The organism is Mucilaginibacter sp. JRF, assembly GCF_015223065.1.
In the GTDB taxonomy this organism is placed as follows: Bacteria; Bacteroidota; Bacteroidia; order Sphingobacteriales; family Sphingobacteriaceae; genus Mucilaginibacter.
In genome coordinates, this window is record NZ_JADFBY010000004.1 from 288426 (window position 1) to 305090 (window position 16665).

At 45.1% G+C, this 16665-nt stretch carries 16 protein-coding genes; 12 read left to right on the forward strand and 4 right to left on the reverse strand.

Translation table 11 applies throughout. The features are described from left to right. Window positions 1-4: 4 nt before the first annotated feature. Together IM792_RS12660 and IM792_RS12665 are read right to left on the reverse strand one after the other, a co-directional pair. A complete protein-coding gene (locus IM792_RS12660; RefSeq protein WP_194102240.1) occupies window positions 5-340 on the reverse strand; it encodes a hypothetical protein in 336 nt (111 codons plus the stop codon). Window positions 341-479: 139 nt separating this feature from the next. Next, window positions 480-1358, reverse strand: a complete 879-nt coding sequence (locus IM792_RS12665; RefSeq protein ID WP_194102241.1) for an FAD:protein FMN transferase — start codon at window positions 1356-1358, stop codon at window positions 480-482. A gap of 161 nt (window positions 1359-1519) precedes the next feature. Between IM792_RS12665 and IM792_RS12670 the strand changes: the two genes are divergently transcribed. The 5 genes from IM792_RS12670 to IM792_RS12690 all read left to right on the forward strand — a co-directional run bounded on the left by IM792_RS12670 (window position 1520) and on the right by IM792_RS12690 (window position 6042). Then, window positions 1520-2284, forward strand: a complete 765-nt coding sequence (locus IM792_RS12670; RefSeq protein ID WP_194102242.1) for a UDP-2,3-diacylglucosamine diphosphatase — start codon at window positions 1520-1522, stop codon at window positions 2282-2284. A gap of 95 nt (window positions 2285-2379) precedes the next feature. Then, the gene (prfA, locus tag IM792_RS12675; protein ID WP_194102243.1) at window positions 2380-3453 is read left to right on the forward strand and encodes a peptide chain release factor 1; all 1074 of its coding nucleotides are present in this window, start codon (window positions 2380-2382) and stop codon (window positions 3451-3453) included. An 83-nt stretch (window positions 3454-3536) separates the two neighbouring features. Further along, the gene (locus IM792_RS12680) at window positions 3537-3932 is read left to right on the forward strand and encodes a hypothetical protein (protein ID WP_194102244.1); all 396 of its coding nucleotides are present in this window, start codon (window positions 3537-3539) and stop codon (window positions 3930-3932) included. Window positions 3933-4018: 86 nt separating this feature from the next. Then, window positions 4019-4516, forward strand: coding sequence for a heavy-metal-associated domain-containing protein (locus IM792_RS12685; protein ID WP_194102245.1), 498 nt, complete (start codon window positions 4019-4021; stop codon window positions 4514-4516). Window positions 4517-5241: 725 nt separating this feature from the next. Beyond that, the gene (locus IM792_RS12690) at window positions 5242-6042 is read left to right on the forward strand and encodes a hypothetical protein (protein ID WP_194102246.1); all 801 of its coding nucleotides are present in this window, start codon (window positions 5242-5244) and stop codon (window positions 6040-6042) included. 64 nt (window positions 6043-6106) lie between these two features. Here the strand turns inward: IM792_RS12690 and IM792_RS12695 are convergent, their stop codons facing one another. After that, window positions 6107-6640: a YfiT family bacillithiol transferase gene (locus IM792_RS12695; RefSeq protein ID WP_194102247.1), complete on the reverse strand. Its 534-nt coding sequence runs from the start codon at window positions 6638-6640 to the stop codon at window positions 6107-6109. Window positions 6641-6724: 84 nt separating this feature from the next. Here IM792_RS12695 and IM792_RS12700 point away from each other — a divergent pair, with 84 nt between their 5' ends. From IM792_RS12700 to IM792_RS12730, 7 genes are all read left to right on the forward strand, one after another. Beyond that, window positions 6725-8539, forward strand: a complete 1815-nt coding sequence (locus IM792_RS12700) for an FAD-dependent oxidoreductase (protein ID WP_194102248.1) — start codon at window positions 6725-6727, stop codon at window positions 8537-8539. A gap of 5 nt (window positions 8540-8544) precedes the next feature. Continuing rightward, complete coding sequence (locus IM792_RS12705; RefSeq protein WP_194102249.1) at window positions 8545-8958, forward strand: hypothetical protein; 414 nt, start codon at window positions 8545-8547, stop codon at window positions 8956-8958. A gap of 106 nt (window positions 8959-9064) precedes the next feature. After that, window positions 9065-9529: a ribosome assembly cofactor RimP gene (gene rimP, locus IM792_RS12710; RefSeq protein ID WP_194102250.1), complete on the forward strand. Its 465-nt coding sequence runs from the start codon at window positions 9065-9067 to the stop codon at window positions 9527-9529. Between the two features lie 4 nt (window positions 9530-9533). Then, window positions 9534-10769 (forward strand): transcription termination factor NusA, encoded by a 1236-nt coding sequence (nusA, locus tag IM792_RS12715; protein ID WP_194102251.1) that lies wholly within the window; start codon window positions 9534-9536, stop codon window positions 10767-10769. Window positions 10770-10832: 63 nt separating this feature from the next. Beyond that, complete coding sequence (gene infB, locus IM792_RS12720; protein ID WP_194102252.1) at window positions 10833-13796, forward strand: translation initiation factor IF-2; 2964 nt, start codon at window positions 10833-10835, stop codon at window positions 13794-13796. A gap of 146 nt (window positions 13797-13942) precedes the next feature. Continuing rightward, on the forward strand, window positions 13943-14308 hold the full coding sequence (locus IM792_RS12725; protein WP_194102253.1) for a BlaI/MecI/CopY family transcriptional regulator: 366 nt from the start codon (window positions 13943-13945) through the stop codon (window positions 14306-14308). An 11-nt stretch (window positions 14309-14319) separates the two neighbouring features. Then, the gene (locus tag IM792_RS12730) at window positions 14320-16029 is read left to right on the forward strand and encodes a M56 family metallopeptidase (protein ID WP_194102254.1); all 1710 of its coding nucleotides are present in this window, start codon (window positions 14320-14322) and stop codon (window positions 16027-16029) included. 1 nt (window position 16030) lies between these two features. Here the strand turns inward: IM792_RS12730 and IM792_RS12735 are convergent, their stop codons facing one another. Continuing rightward, entirely contained in the window at window positions 16031-16636 is a 606-nt protein-coding gene (locus IM792_RS12735) for a hypothetical protein (protein ID WP_194102255.1), read from the reverse strand. Between the last annotated feature and the right edge of the window lie 29 nt (window positions 16637-16665).

Sequence of the window (16665 nt, forward strand, 5' to 3'; positions counted from 1 at the left end):
AGAATTAACCGCCATTACGCCTGAGTATCTCCGGTGGACGCTCCATACCATCCGGCCTGCGCTGCTTGCGCTTCTTGGTCTGGTCGTTATCCTCGCCTACCTTTTCAGGTTTAAGTTGCTTTTTTGCTTTCGCAATTTCCTTTATTTTATTCTTTTCATCTTCCTCTTGTTGTTTTTTTGACCGCTTGTTGATAATTGTATCGCCACGGGTTTGAAAAAAGGAAGAAGTACGGGTTTCAAAAGTACGCAGATTGGATGCAGTATACCCACTTTTTTTTGCAGCGGATGATAATAGCGGCACTGCCAGGAGCAACAGTATTATGTAAAACCACTTTATCATTTAACGGAGGAAAGTAAAAATATTCTCAATATCACACAATTAAAATTATACCCGCGCATAAAAAAGATAAAACCGCTATAATTAATACAGCGGTTAATTAATTTAATTGTATATAAATTGTTTGGATGAAAATATCTGTTTAAAGGGTGATGCCTTTTGAAGTGTAAACCCTGTCATGATCATCAACAATAACACAAGCTATCTGGTTAAGCCTGTTAATAAGATACATACCCGCGTTAACACCTATGCTGATAACCGGTGAGGCCATAGCATCAGCCATTTCAGCAGTTGGGCTAACTATGGTAACGCTTTTAATGGCGCTAACCTCAAAGCCTTTGCTGGTGATAGCGGTAATGTTCTTTTTAATATTCTCGGCATCTACATTTACTGATGTAGCCAATGCCAGGTTGCTGATGTTCAGTTGAGCGTAAGGCTTGTCAGCTTGCTCCGGATCGGCGGCGGCAACTGTCCACGGCTCGCTGTCGGGTTGTGTACCCCAGCCTACCATGTCGCCACCGGCATTAATAACACCGCTGCTTACACCATTCATTTGTAATACAAACTTAGCCCTGTCGGCAGCGTACCCTTTGCCATTGGCGGCAAAGCTAATGCGCATACCCTCGTGAGTTAAAAACACGGTTTGGGTGTTGGCATCAAGCACAACATCCTTATAGCTAACACCGGCAACCGTTTTTGGCGCGGTGCTGTAAGTAATATCAAAAGTACCGTAAGTAAGTTCGGCAACCTGTAATGAGCGATCGATCAATCTAAATAATTCGCCACTAACCTTTACAGGAGCAATGCCCGCGTTACCGTTAATTTGGTTAATGCTGCTTTCGTCGCCAAAAGTGCTCAGCAATTTATCTACACGGTTAATTTCGGCAATGGCATCATTAATGCGCTCGGTAGCCCAGCCCGGATTTTCACCTACAACGGTGATCTCGAAACGGGTGCCCATTAACATGGTTGAATGCCTGTATATGGTTGATCTGCTTACTAAATTCTTTACTGCCAGCATATTTATCCGGTTTTAAATGAAACTTTTTATGCTAATACGAAAGCTAAAGTACAGGCGCTACATGAAATTAAAATGAAATGTCAGTTTAACTGTTAAAAACGCGTATAGGCATATAAATACCCGGTTAAAAAAATGCCTGCAATAGTTTACTTTTGCAAAGCATGGCAATACGCAACAAACTATACTTCGCATCCGATTTTCATTTGGGTACCGATAGCTACGGCCCCAGCCGCGACCGTGAAGCACGCATCACTCGCTGGCTCGACAGTATTAAGCACGATGCCGCCGAGCTATTTTTAATGGGCGATGTATTTGAGTTTTGGTTTGAGTACAAAACCGTAGTACCCAAAGGCTACATACGCTTTTTAGGCAAACTGGCCGAACTGACCGATGCCGGCGTAAAGCTTTACATATTTAAAGGTAACCACGATATGTGGATGTTCAGCTACTTTACTGAAGAGCTGGGCGCCACCATTATCAGCAATGAGCTGGAGATTGAGCGTAACGGCAAAAAATTCTTTCTGCACCATGGCGATGGCCTTGGCCCGGGCGATGAGGGCTACAAGATCCTGAAAAAAGTTTTCCGCAGTAAGTTGTGCCAATGGCTGTTCGCCCGCCTGCATCCTAACCTGGGTATCGGCATTGCCGGTGCGTGGTCGCAGCAAAGCAGGGATAAACACCTTAAAAAGCCCGACCTTAAACCCGGCGAGCACGAGTGGCTGGTAACCTACAGCAACGAGGTACTTGAGCAAAAACATTACGATTACTTTATTTTTGGCCACCGCCACCTGCCTATGGATGTGCCGTTAAATAAAGGCAGCTGCTACATTAACCTGGGCGAATGGTTTAATTATAACTCGTACGCTGTTTTTGACGGGGAGAACCTTAGCCTTGAGTATTTTGAAAATACTACCGTGCGCCCTTAACGTTTACCTTTCGCTGAAAAATATCCCGCAAAAAAACCGTACTTTTGTGCACTTTTTAGCACGGCACTTTGTCGGGCTAACTGACTGATATTTTTATGTTAGATAAATTAGAAGCTATACACCAACGCTGGAAAACAGTAGAAGGTGAACTGAGCAGCCCTGATGCCATGGCTGACATGAAGCGTTTTGCTCAGCTGAATAAGGAATATAAGGATTTGAACAAGATTGTTGACGAGTATTTTATCTACCGCAACATCATGAGTAATATTGATACCAATAAGGAGATACTGGCTACTGAAAAGGATGCTGAGTTTCGCGACATGGCCAAAGAGGAGCTGGATACCTTATTAGTACAGCAAGAGGAAAAAGAGGAACAGATACGTTTAATGCTGATCCCTAAAGATCCGGAAGATTCAAAGAATGCCATTATTGAGATACGTGGCGGTACAGGTGGTGACGAGGCTGCCCTTTTTGCCGGCGACCTTTACCGTATGTACATGCGCTTTTGCGAAAAACGCGGCTGGCGTACCGAATTGGTTGACTATACCGAAGGTACATCAGGCGGTTATAAGGAGATCGTGTTCAACGTATTGGCTGAGGATGCTTACGGCACATTAAAATTTGAATCGGGCGTGCACCGTGTACAACGTGTGCCAGATACCGAAACACAAGGCCGTGTACATACTTCGGCAGCATCAGTAGTGGTATTGCCCGAAGTTGATGAGTTTGACATCGACCTGAATATGAATGATATCCGTAAGGATCTGTTCTGTGCTTCAGGCCCGGGTGGTCAGTCGGTTAACACTACCTACTCGGCCGTTAGGTTAACACACATACCTACCGGTTTGGTTGCTCAATGCCAGGATCAAAAATCGCAGTTGAAGAACTTTGATAAGGCCTTACAGGTATTACGCTCACGTGTTTACGAAATGGAGCTGCAAAAACACCTGGAGGAAACATCTAAGAAACGTAAAACCATGGTTGCTACCGGCGACCGTTCGGCTAAGGTACGTACCTACAATTTCCCGCAAGGTCGTTTAACTGAGCACCGCATTGGTCTTACCATCTACAACCTGCCCGAAGTAATGAACGGCGGTATACAGGATATAATGGAAGCCCTGCAATTTGCCGAGAACGCCGAGAAACTAAAAGAAGGAACGGTAGCGTAATTGCACCAACCAATACCCGATATGCAAGTGTTATAAAATGTTAAACACTTGCATATCATCATAAAAGCACATAGATTTGTGTTATGCTTAAAAGATCAGGCGTTATAACTTTACTGCTGCTGTACTTTGCTACAGTATCCGGTTTCGCCCTGAACTTTCATTACTGCGGTAATACGGTAGCATCCGTAAAAATTGTGCAGCCTGCCAAAAAATGCCACTCCGAAACAGCGGCTTCAAAAATGAAGTGCTGCAAAGATAAAAAGGTAGATGTTAAGGTAAAGGATGCTCATCAGGCCGAAAAACCACAATCGCTATTAAGCAAAGTATTTTCATTTGATATTGCCGCGCTGCCATTCGAGGAGTTCTTTCTATCGGCACAACGCGCCTTATTTGATAAGCTTTTTGACCGTGGCCCACCGGATAATGAGCCGCAGAGCAAGCAATCCATTTTCCTCATCAACTGCAACTTCCGTATCTGATTCAAAAAATTAGTTTAAGATCAATTGCACGTGCTGTTTAACCGGCTCGTGATACATTTTTTTACATTAATTTTTTTGATAACGATATGAAAACCTTAAAAATATTCATAGCCATAATGGCTATATCTGTTGGCGTTGCCAAAGCCCAATTCACCAAAGCCGAAGTACAGGTTAGCGGCCTCACCTGCTCCATGTGCTCAAAAGCGACCGAAAAATCACTACGATCATTAAGCTTTGTAGGCGATGTAAAGCCCGACCTGAACCGCAACATCTTCATTGTAACCTTTAAAAAGGATGCCGCTGTTGATTTTGATAAACTGAGCAGCAAAGTGCAAAGCGCGGGCTTTTCGGTTAATAACCTGAAAGCTACCTACAACTTTGCCAGCACCAAACTCAGCAACAACATGTTCGAGTATTCGGGCAAGCACTTTCACCTGGTAAACGCCAGCGACAAAGACCTCAACGGCCCCGTAGCCATCACCTTTTTAGACAAAGGCTTTGCCCCTACCGCCACCAACAAAAAGTACGCCCCGCAAAAACCCGCCACACCTGATGGTAAGAAGGTTTATTGTGTAGCGATATAAGCACGCACCTTTGTCATTTCGAGCGATAGCGACAAATCTGCACGCGTTTATAATTAGGCGAGAGATTTCTCCTCGTACCTCGTTCGAAATGACAAAAAAGAAGTGCTATGAATAAAAAGAAGCGGTGGCCTGGCAGAAAACCGGGCCTGGGAGTATGGCCTTGCGGGCGGAAGGTTTTTTCTGCCTTGATGTTTGGTTACTTTGCATCTAAGGTAAAGTAACTGGCCTCTGCGGCCAAGAGCAGGCTGACGATTCGTTTAAAGCACAAGCCTTAGATAAAAGCACTTTCACTGCTAATGAGCACAAGGATATGCTTTATTATCGTTAGTGGTTGTCACTTTCTTTTTTGCAGAAAAAAGAAAGTAACCAAAGAAAAACTGCCGGCTGTTTAATTTTCTATTTACGGTAGTGCTTCAACCTGCTACCCGAAAATTAAGAGGCCGGAGAATTGGTTATGATTGGTTTTTGCTTTTACTTCTTTTTCAATTTTTAACCTATGTCATCTCGAACGATAGTGAGAGATCTGTCTGCGTTCATAGTCAGGCGGCAGATTTCTCCTTCGTCGAAATGACAAAGTATATTCAACACTACACGTCATTGCGAGGTACGAAGCAATCTCTTTAAGATATTCTTCAATACAAGTCGCTCGGGGATTGCTTCGTTCCTCGCAATGACGTGGTTTAAATCAAGTCGTCCCCCTTGGGGAGGATTTAGGAGGGGTTTCTATGAAAAAAATACTATTCATCGCCATGCTAATGGCGATCACTATAACAACCTACGCTCAGGAGCTTTACGTTAATACCGAACCGGCCAGCAACATGGCGGCACGATCATTAGGTATACGGGTGGAAAATCAGGGCTTTTTTGAGCCGGAGTACAAAAACCGCAGCACTATTGAGCTGATGTACGGCGCGAGCAAATACTTTATGTTTCATGGCTCGGCCTATATGTCAAACTTTTACCGGCAGGGACAACGGTTCGAGGGCGGCAGCGTGTATGCCAAATACCGGTTTTTATCGGTCGATTCTGTGCAGCGGCATTTCAGGGGGGCTGTGTTCGTTAAGGCATCGAGCATCAAAAACCCGCTGGTTAATCAGGAAATATCATTGGAGGGCGACAACTCCGGTATACAGAGCGGCTTGATATTTACACAACTGATGCACAAGCTGGCCCTATCCGGCTCGGCAAGTTACCTGCGCGGGTTTGACAACCGTGGCGGGTATAACTTCCCGGATGGCAATGCCCGTAACAGCGTCGGCTATAGTTTATCGGCAGGGTATCTGCTCCTACCCAAAAAGTATGAGAATTACGATCAGGTAAACCTTAACCTGTATGTTGAACTGCTTGGCAAAACCAACCCCGGCCATGCGCAAAGTTACTTGGATATTGCCCCGGCGGTACAGTTAATATTCAACAGCGTTTGCCGGTTAGATTTGAGTTACCGCACACCTTTATATAATGATATGGTGCGCAACAGCAAGAATATGTATTTGCTGAGGTTTGAGTATAATATTTTTGGATTGTAGCCCCCCGGCCCCCTAAAGGGGGAGTTATTGCACAAGCCCTTTCAGTTTTGTTAGGGCTTGTGTGTTAAAATCCATATTTCTTCCGTGTTTCGGTAATATGTGCCAGATGATGGCGGCCGTGCCATGAGTAGGTGGCCAGCGTTTTTTTCAATGAGTTGGTTGCGCCGGTTTCAGGGTGGATGAAGGTGCGTTCCCACTCGTTTGGGGTAAAGCTTTCAAACAGCACTATCATGCGCTGGTGTATACCGTCGAGCATTTTTAGCGAGGGTTCAACGGGCAAATGGTAATCGGCTTGCAGGGCCCAGTAGGCTTCTTCGTAGGGTTTTATGGTCGGGTTATCCTCGGTAAGGGCAAGCTTAATGCGGGTAATGGAGTTCATGTGACTGTCGGCTACGTGGTGCACCACCTGCCTTAGCGTCCAGCCGCCTTTGCGGTATGGGGTGTTCAGGTCATCATCATTTAAACCAATAACCGCCTGCCTTAATTGCCCCGGCAGCATGCGTATATCATTCATCCAACGGTACAGGTCATCATCCGTGTACGATGCCGGGGTTTGAAACTTGCCTATCGGGTAGCGCATTTGTTCGTCGGTAAGCATAGCAATATTATATTATGTATTAATTTTTTAGTTCAACAAGGTTTTGCCCAAATTAGCGTTTTGTATTTTGTTATTTAAAGCCTGATGTTAAAAAAGTTACTACTGCTTTGTATTTTCCTAAAATGTTCTGTTTGTTTTGCCGAAACTATTAAAACCGATGTACTTGTTATTGGCGGCAGTGCCAGCGGCACCGCGGCAGCCATACAATGCGCGCGCAGCAACGTAAAAACCATGCTGATTGAAACCGGCCCCTGGCTTGGCGGCAGCATAACGGCGGGCGGCATTTGCGTACTCCCGGCAAACAGAAACTTTCAATCGGGTATATGGGCGGAGTTTCGCAGGCATGTTACCGCGTTCTACAAAAAAACACCGGGGTATGATACCACACTAAACGCCATACTGCGTTACGAACCTTACACCGGCGCGGCCATCCTCAAAAAAATAGCCGATACGGTAAAAAATCTAACCTACAAACTCAATACGCCCTACACCAATCTTAAAAAAGATGGTACGGGCTGGGAGCTTACCATCACCGAAAAAAACGAATCCATAACCATCAAGGCCCGTGTGTTGATAGATGCTACCGAATTGGCCGATGCCGCCACCGCCGTAGGGGTAAAATTTGATGCCGGTACCGATAGTCGCACGCAAACAGGCGAGGCACTGGCCCAGACCAATGCCACTTCCGAAATTCAGGATATCAGCTTTGCCGCCATAGTGAAGGATAACGGCCGGGCGGCTGATCGTACCATCAAAAAACCTGAAGGCTATGACCCGGCAGCGTACAGCTGCCTTAAAGGCGTCGACGTAAAAAAATTATTGGCCGATAGTAAACTGCCTAATGATAAATACCTGATCAACTGGTGTGCTAATCAATACTCTGTTTCGGTAGAACAGTTAACGCCCGAGAATCGTGCCCAAACATTTAAAAAGGCACGCATGCATACCCTCGGACTGATCTATTACCTGCAAACCGTTTTAGGTTACAAAAGCTTTAGCTTAGAGGAATATAATACGCCCGATAAACTACCATACATTCCCTTTGTGCGCGAATATCAGCGGGCTAACGGCATCCTTAAGTTTAATATTGATGATATATATCAACCTTATTCAAGGCCGAACAAACTTTACCGTACATCCATATCTGTAGGCGATGCCTTGCCCATGCAAGCTTATAACGATGAAAAGAATAAGGTGAACTATCCGCCATTCCCGGCATACGGTATTCCGCTTACGGCCTTTGTAGCCCGCGATGCCGAAAATTTGGTGATTACCGAAAAAGCGTTATCGGTAACCCACCTGGCCAACGCCACAACGGCCGATCCGGCAGTGCAAATGACCTTGGGGCAAAGCGCCGGGGCAACAGCGGCATTCCTGGCATTTTTTAAAACCACTACCAAAAACCTGCATGTACGTATCATTCAGGGTGAGGTGCTTGATCATAAGGGTTACATCTTCCCTATCAGTGATATTCCGTTTAGTGATCCGTATTTCCGCGCTGTGCAGCAGGTTTGTGCTACGGGTTTATTGCAAGGCATTTTTAAAGCTGAAGGCGATCATGTAGCCATGATCTTTCAGCCGGATTCAACCATCAATACGGCCGATATCAAACCATTATTAAACGAGTATTACACACGCGCGTTCATCTGGTTCAACCAAAACAAACCGGGCGAAAAATTTACGGTGGGCAACCTCATGTCGTTCATTAGCGATGTTACCCTTACCGACCCCGAAACGCTGAAAAAGATGATGCAGAAAAACTGGCAACCGGTATACAAATTCAAATCGACGTTTGATATGAACCGCCCTGTTACCCGTTACGAGTTTGCAGCGCTGGCCAATAAATTCATTAATCCGTTTGCCCGCAGGGTAGACCTTACCGGCCGTATAATTAATTGATCGGCATGAAAAAATCGTGGTTGATATTATTGGTGTTGTTAGGGGCCTGTTCGTCTGCCCACGAGGAGCAGATCACGGTAAAGGTTAGCGGTAAAAACGAGATCAGGATACATGGTGTACCTGCCGAAGCGTTAAAGCAACTGGCACGTGATACCTCGAATACTATATGGCTAAGCTTATTGCCGGTATATCGCCAACCTGCCAATGAGGACCTGATTGATGACCAGCCCGAGCAGCCCGGAAAATACAAAATCGTGAATTCCGATATCAGTTTTACGCCTGATACGGCCTTTGTAAAAGGGCAGCCATATTTTGTGCGTTACTACCGCTATGCCGAGGGCGGCAGCCTGTGGGATATAGTGCGTAAAAAGAACAAACCGGGCGAACACCCGTACACCGATGTGCCTTTTAAACTATAACAAAGTACTTGAAAAACAAAATAAATATACTTATATTTGCATTTGAAATACGGAGGGGGCTGGTAGCCCCCTCTTTTATTTTACCGATAAAAACGGAAACAAGTACATGAATATTGAGCAAAGGGTTACCGAACTTGTTGAGGAGAAAATAGCCGACCGCCCTGACCTGTTCATCGTAAGCATAAAGTTTCATTCGAACGGAAAGCTGATGATATTGGTTGATGGTGATAACGGCATCGGCATTGATGATTGCGTGAAGATAAGTCGCCATGTAGGTTTTCATCTTGAGGAAGAAAACACTATTGATACCGCGTACAACCTCGAAGTATCATCGCCGGGTATTGATATGCCGCTTACGTTAACAAGGCAATACGCCAAAAACATAGGCAGGCAATTACTGGTTAAAACAACCGCCGGTGCCAAACGCGAAGGCAAGCTGTTAGCTGCCGACGAGAACACGGTGACCATTGAAGAAAAAGTAAAAGAAAAAGGGAAAAAGGCCGAACTGGTTGAAAGCGTTATCCCGGTAAATGAAATAACTGAAACCAAGGTTTTAATATCATTCAAATAAATAAATGAGCAATATTAATTTAATTGACTCTTTTCAGGAGTTCAAAGATTTTAAGAACATTGACCGCCCTACCATGATGAGCGTGCTTGAAGATGTTTTCAGAAGCATGATCAAAAAGAAATATGGTACCGACGAAAATTGCGACGTAATTGTTAACACCGACAATGGTGACTTAGAGATATGGCGCACACGCCAGATCGTAGAGGATGGCTTTAGTGAGGATGACGATCTGGAAATTGAATTGGCCGAAGCAAAACTGATTGACGAGGACTACGAGGTTGGCGACGAGCATGTAGAGCAGATCACGCTGGAAAGCTTTGGCCGCCGTGCTATTTTGGCCGCACGCCAAACACTGGTATCAAAAATATTGGAGCTTGAAAAAGACGAGATATTCAAGAAATATAAAGACCGCGTTGGCGAAGTTGTAACCGGTGAGGTTTATCAGGTTTGGAAAAAAGAAACTTTGGTACTTGATGATGAAGGCAACGAGCTTTTATTACCAAAAACCGAGCAGATACCTGCCGACTACTTTAAAAAAGGCGACAGCGTAAAAGCCGTAGTATCAAAGGTTGATATGATGAACAGCAACCCTAAGATCATCATATCGCGCACCGCGCCTGAATTCCTGCAACGTTTGTTTGAGCAGGAAGTACCGGAGATATTTGATGGTTTGATCACCATTAAAAAGATAGTTCGTGAGCCGGGCGAGAGAGCTAAGGTTGCGGTTGAATCATACGACGACCGTATTGACCCTGTAGGCGCCTGTGTGGGCATGAAGGGTTCACGTATACATGGCATCGTTCGTGAGTTGAAGAACGAGAACATTGACGTGATCAACTTTACCAACAATATTCAGTTATACATACAGCGTGCCCTGTCGCCAGCCAAGATCACCTCGATCAAACTTGACGACGAGAAGAAAACCGCTGCCGTTTACCTGAAACCAGACCAGGTATCACTGGCCATTGGTCGTGGCGGCCATAACATTAAACTGGCAGGTAAATTAACCGGCTACGAAATTGATGTTTACCGCGAAGCTGATGAATTGGAGGAGGACGTTGATATTGAAGAATTCTCAGACGAGATTGACAGCTGGATACTTGACGAGTTTAAACGTGTTGGTTTAGATACCGCAAAATCGGTTTTAGCGCTTAGCCTTGCCGAATTGGTTAAACGTACTGACCTTGAAGAGGAAACCATAAAAGAAGTTGTGTCGATATTGCAAGCAGAATTTGAATAAAATCAATTAAGCCGATATAAAATCGTATTTTTGCAAATAGTACAAGCAGAGAAAGTATAATAAATGTCAGAAGACAAAAGCATAAAATTAATTAAAGCAGTAAAGGAACTAAACATTGGTATGGGTACCATTGTCGATTTTCTGGCTACTAAAGGGTTTAAAGTTGAAAAACAACCTATGGCCAGGCTCGACAGCGATATGTACACTACCTTGTTAAAGGAATTTGCTGCCGACAAGATCATTAAGGAAGAAGCCAAGCAGATCAGCATAGGCAAGATCAGGAAAGAGGAAGTGCCTGCCACTTCTGAAAAACCTGCTGAGCAACGCCGTTCAAAAGAATTTGAGAACGAGGAGATACTGATCAAAAACGCGGGCAACTTTACTGCACAACAAACTGAAAAGGCAAAACCGGCCGAAGCTGCCGCGCCTGCTAAAACAGATGACCGCGGCGATAACCTGCCGGGTGTAAAAGTAGTGGGTAAAATTGACCTTGACAGCTTAAATGCAAGGCCGCAGCCTGCTGCCCCAAAACCGGCTGAAGAGCCAAAACCGCAACCTGCTCCTACTCCTGCCCCTGTGGCACCGGAGGTTAAGGCAGAAGTTAAGCCCGAAGTAAAACCGGAACCACCGGTTGCTGCTCCACCTGCTCCTGTTAAAGAGGAAGCGCCTGTTGTTGTTAAAGCTCCTGAAGCCCCAAAACCGGCTCCGGTAGTTGTTGAGAACAAACCTGCGCCGCAGCCGCAACAACCGGCAGCGCCTGAAGCGCCTGCAACTGAAAATAATGAGGTGATACGTGCCAAGGCCGAGCGCCTTACAGGCCCTAATATCATCGGTAAAATACAGCTTCCGGTTAACGAGCCGAAGCGTAACCCGGTGGCATCATCATCAAACCCTAACTCGGCCGACCATAAGCGCAAAAGAAAGCGTAAAGAAGGCGGAGGCCCTAATCAGCCTAACAACAATGGCCAGCAACAAGGCCAGGGTCAAGGACAAGGACAGGGAGGTCCGGGCGGCCGTCCTGATTTCAGGAACCGTGGTAACCATCCGGGTGGTAACAGGCCTGATAACCGTAACAACCGTAACGCTCAGCCAACTACTCCAAAAGAGGAACCATCTGAAAAAGATATACAAGATCAAATTAAGGCAACACTTGCACGCTTAAGCGGCGCGGGTAAATCGGGTAAGTTTGCACAGCGTGCAAAATTCCGTCGCCAAAAACGTGATGACGTAGCCGCCAACGCCGAAGAACTGGCAATGGAGCAGGAAGCACAATCAAGGGTACTTAAAGTAACCGAGTTTGTAACCGCTAACGAGCTTGCATCAATGATGGATGTGCCGGTAACGCAGATCATCTCAACTTGTATGAGTTTGGGCATGTTCGTATCCATCAACCAAAGGCTGGATGCTGAAACCCTGACCATTGTTGCCGATGAATTTGGTTACCAGATAGAATTTGTTAAACCGGAGGATGAGGAAACCAACCTTGAGGAGGTTGATGATCCGGCAGATCTGATCCCACGTGCGCCGATCGTAACCATCATGGGTCACGTTGACCACGGTAAAACATCATTACTGGATTTTATACGCAACACCAACGTAATTGGCGGTGAGGCCGGTGGTATAACCCAGCACATTGGTGCTTACGAGGTTACATTGCCTGAAAATAAGGGTAAGATCACCTTCCTGGATACGCCGGGTCACGAAGCCTTTACGGCGATGCGTGCACGTGGTGCCCAGGTAACAGATATTGTTATCATCGTGATAGCTGCTGACGATAGCGTGATGCCGCAAACCCGCGAGGCCATAAACCACGCGCAGGCTGCCGGTGCACCGATCATCTTCGCTTTCAATAAAATTGATAAACCAGGCGCCAATGCCGATAAGGTACGTGAGCAGCTGGCTACCATGAACATATTGGTTGAAGAATGGGGCGGTAAATACCAGTCGCAGGAAATTTCGGCCAAATCAGGTCTTAATGTTGATAAACTTTTAGAGAAGATATTACTTGAGGCCGAATTGCTTGAATTAAAAGCTAACCCGAACAAACGTGCCGTAGGTACCGTTATTGAGGCAGCTTTAGATAAAGGCCGTGGTATTGTTACTACTATATTGGTACAGGCCGGCCGCCTTAAAGTGGGCGACCCGATACTGGCAGGCTGTTACAGCGGCCGTGTTAAGGCATTGACTAATGAACGCGGTATGCGTGTTGAATCAGCAGGCCCATCTACACCGGTACAGGTGCTGGGTATGCAGGGTGCCCCTACCGCGGGCGATAAGTTCAACGCGATGGATAGCGAACCTGAAGCACGTGAAATAGCCAACAAACGTTTGCAATTACAACGCGAGCAAGGCTTACGTACGCAGAAACACATTACGCTTGATGAGATCGGCCGCCGTTTGGCAGTGGGTAACTTCAAGGAACTTAACATCATTGTTAAAGGTGACGTTGATGGTTCAATCGAGGCATTGTCTGACTCATTGCTGAAACTATCTACCGAGCAGATACAGGTTAACATCATATCAAAAGCAGTTGGTCAGATCTCTGAATCTGACGTATTGCTGGCTTCGGCATCTGATGCGATCATCATCGGTTTCCAGGTGCGCCCTTCAGGCAGTGCCCGTAAACTGGCCGAGCAGGAGCAAATTGATATCAGGCTTTACTCTATCATCTACGACGCGATCAACGAGATCAAGGCGGCGATGGAAGGTATGCTTGCGCCAACCTTTGAGGAGAAGATCGTTGCTAACGTTGAGATACGTGAAACCTTCAAGATCAGCAAGGTGGGTACCATTGCAGGTTGTATGGTGTTAGATGGTAAAATTACCCGTAACAGTAAGATACGCATCATCCGCGAGGGTGTGGTAATTTACACCGGCGAGCTTGCATCACTTAAACGTTATAAAGATGACGTGAAAGAAGTGAACGCCGGTTACGAGTGTGGTTTGAACATCCAAAACTTTAACAACATTGAAGTAGGCGACATAGTTGAAGCTTACGAAAACGTTGAAGTTAAACGTAAACTGTAACAGTTTAAAAACTGATATACATACTTAAGGCTTGCCAATCGGCAAGCCTTTTTTGTTACTCTATAATCTCCTTATAAAAGAAAAATAAATAAATATTTGTTTTATTACGAAATTTTCGTAGATTTACGATATAATAGTAATCTGTAATGGAAAAACTTACACAACAGGAAGAAGAAGCAATGCAGGTGGTATGGCAAAAAGCGCCGGCGTTTGTAAAAGACTTTTTAGATGCCATGCCCGAGCCTAAACCGCCTTACACCACCCTGGCATCAACCATAAAAAACCTGGAGAAAAAGGGCTATGTACAAGGCGAAAAAATGGCCAATTCGTATCGCTACTCCCCGCTTATAAAAGCAGAGGAATACAAAGCCAAATTCATGAAAGGCTTTGTGAAGGATTATTTTAAAAGCTCCTACAAAGACCTGATCGCGTTCTTTGCCAAAGAGGAAAAAATTAGTGCCGATGAACTGAAAGAGATCATCAGCATGATTGAAAAAGGTGATAACAAATAAACCCTACCGCTATGCCTGTCATATTTGAATACTTGTTAAAGCTATCTATCAGCATTGCTGTAATCCATCTGTTTTACCTACTGGTGCTGCGCAGGCTTACCTTTTATAACTTAAACCGATGGTATCTGGCGGGCTATACGGCGTTATGCTTTGTGATACCTTTTATTGATGTATCAACCATCACAGCCAATGTTAGTGACCAATCAGTGGTACACATTATACCAACTGTACAAGCCATCAGCGGCAAAGCTACAGTTCCGTCTGTGATCGAAGTAAGCCAGGCTACCGATTGGTGGCAGTTTAGCCTGTATGTTTTGGCAGCGGGTTCTGCTGCGTTGCTTCTCCGATTAGCCGGGCAATTATTCGCGCTCCGCAAAATAAAACGAACAGCTACGGCTATAAGCGATGGCGATACACCTATTTATCATACCGATAAGGAGATAACACCTTTCTCCTTCGGCAATAACATATACCTCAACAAAAACCTGCATACCGAGGCCGAACTGGAGGAGATCATTCTGCACGAATATGTCCACGTAAAGCAGCTGCATACCTTTGATATTATATTGGCCGAGCTGCTGTGCATCATCAACTGGTATAATCCGTTCGCATGGTTCATGAGGCACAGTATCAGGCAAAATCTGGAATACATTGCAGATGATAACGTAGTGAATACAGGCTTAGATAAAAAGGCTTATCAATATCATTTACTCAAAGTTATTGGTGTACCGCAGTACCGCATAGCCAATCAATTCAACTTTTCATCCCTAAAAAACCGTATCATGATGATGAACAAAGTACGCTCCGCTAAGATAAATCTGTTAAAATTCATGTTCATACTGCCGCTGCTGGCCGTTATTTTGGTGGCTTTCCGCAATCAGTTATTGCCGCAGCAAAAAGGACAATTGACGTATGCTATTATATTTTATGATATTGATACGCACCAACGCTTAAGTGATGTTGAAGTAAAAGAAATATACGGCAACAAAACATACAAGGCCGATGCTAAAGGATATACAGCCATGCCGGTAAACATCCAAAAAGATAAGGCATTGCACATAAGCCTTAGTTTTAAAAAGAGTGGTTATCTGGATGCCGAACGCCGCTTTCAATACCCGGTACACAGAAAGCAGGAAAGATCGGTTATTGAAATGATAGGCCTAAGTAAAACCAAGAATGCCAACTGTAAGGAATGCGCTAAATTTTCGGCAATTATGCAGCCATCTGCAAACACAGGCAATGCACTAAAAACTGATGCTGACTATTTTTACAATGCAGTTTCAAAAAGCAGGTCTGCTACTGCACGGAAAAAGAAACAGTCTGTGGCTTCAAAACCTAAAATCTGGAGAACATCAGCCGTATCAATTTCTATAACCGAGAAAGGCAAACCTAAAACATCGGTCAGCGCACATGATTCACTGGTGATAGATACCGCCAAAAAAATGATGACCTTTTATGGCAAAGTAAAAGTTCAGGATGGCGACAAAACCATTACAGCTAACAAAATGACCTTGCCACAAAATACCTGGCTCGGCTGGACAAATGCACTCCTGTTGATTGATGGAGTTGAACATCCTGTTGAAGATTTGCAGAATGTAGATGAAAAAAGTGTTACGTCTATCGAAATACTAAAAGATGCATCAGCCACTGCCCTATATGGCTCAAGAGCAATGAACGGTGTTGTACGGGTACAAACCAAAAAGCACACAGAGAAGAACTAACCTACGCCTTCAATAAATTACCGGCAAACACCTGCCAATGTGGGGCTGACAGGCCGTGACGGGCCGTTAGCCCTACAATGTAATTACGAGCCTTATCTAACAAGTTACCATCGGTATTTGGCTTTTCGTTACGGCCATGCACCTCGGCGCTTAGTTTGTTGCCGTTGCGCTCCACAATAAAAGTATTGGTTGAGCCATGCCCGAAAAAGTGCGCTACCTCTGCCTGGCTATGCGGATTGGCTATCGGCCTAACGGTCATTACATAATATTCGGCATCACCGGTTTCATCTTCCAGTTCGTGCACTTCTTCAATACGCACCCAATCGTACCCATCACCACCGGCCGGACCAGGGCCAGGCATATCCACATAAAATATGTCGCCTTTCTCGGCTATCTTGTAGGCCACATTCCCTTGCGCATCGGTAATGGCGAAGGTTGAACCTGCCTGCCCTACAAACTGATGCCAGTTACCCACATCCTTAAGCCGGTTTTTAATCAGCATAAAGTGCTTATGCGCCTCAATAGGCGAGCTTAATCCGGTAAACTCAACAATATCGTTATGTTCGCCTTCGGTTTGTTCGGGAATGAATTTGCGGGTAGCCTCCATAGGTGTGTTTTGGTGATAACAAAACAAGG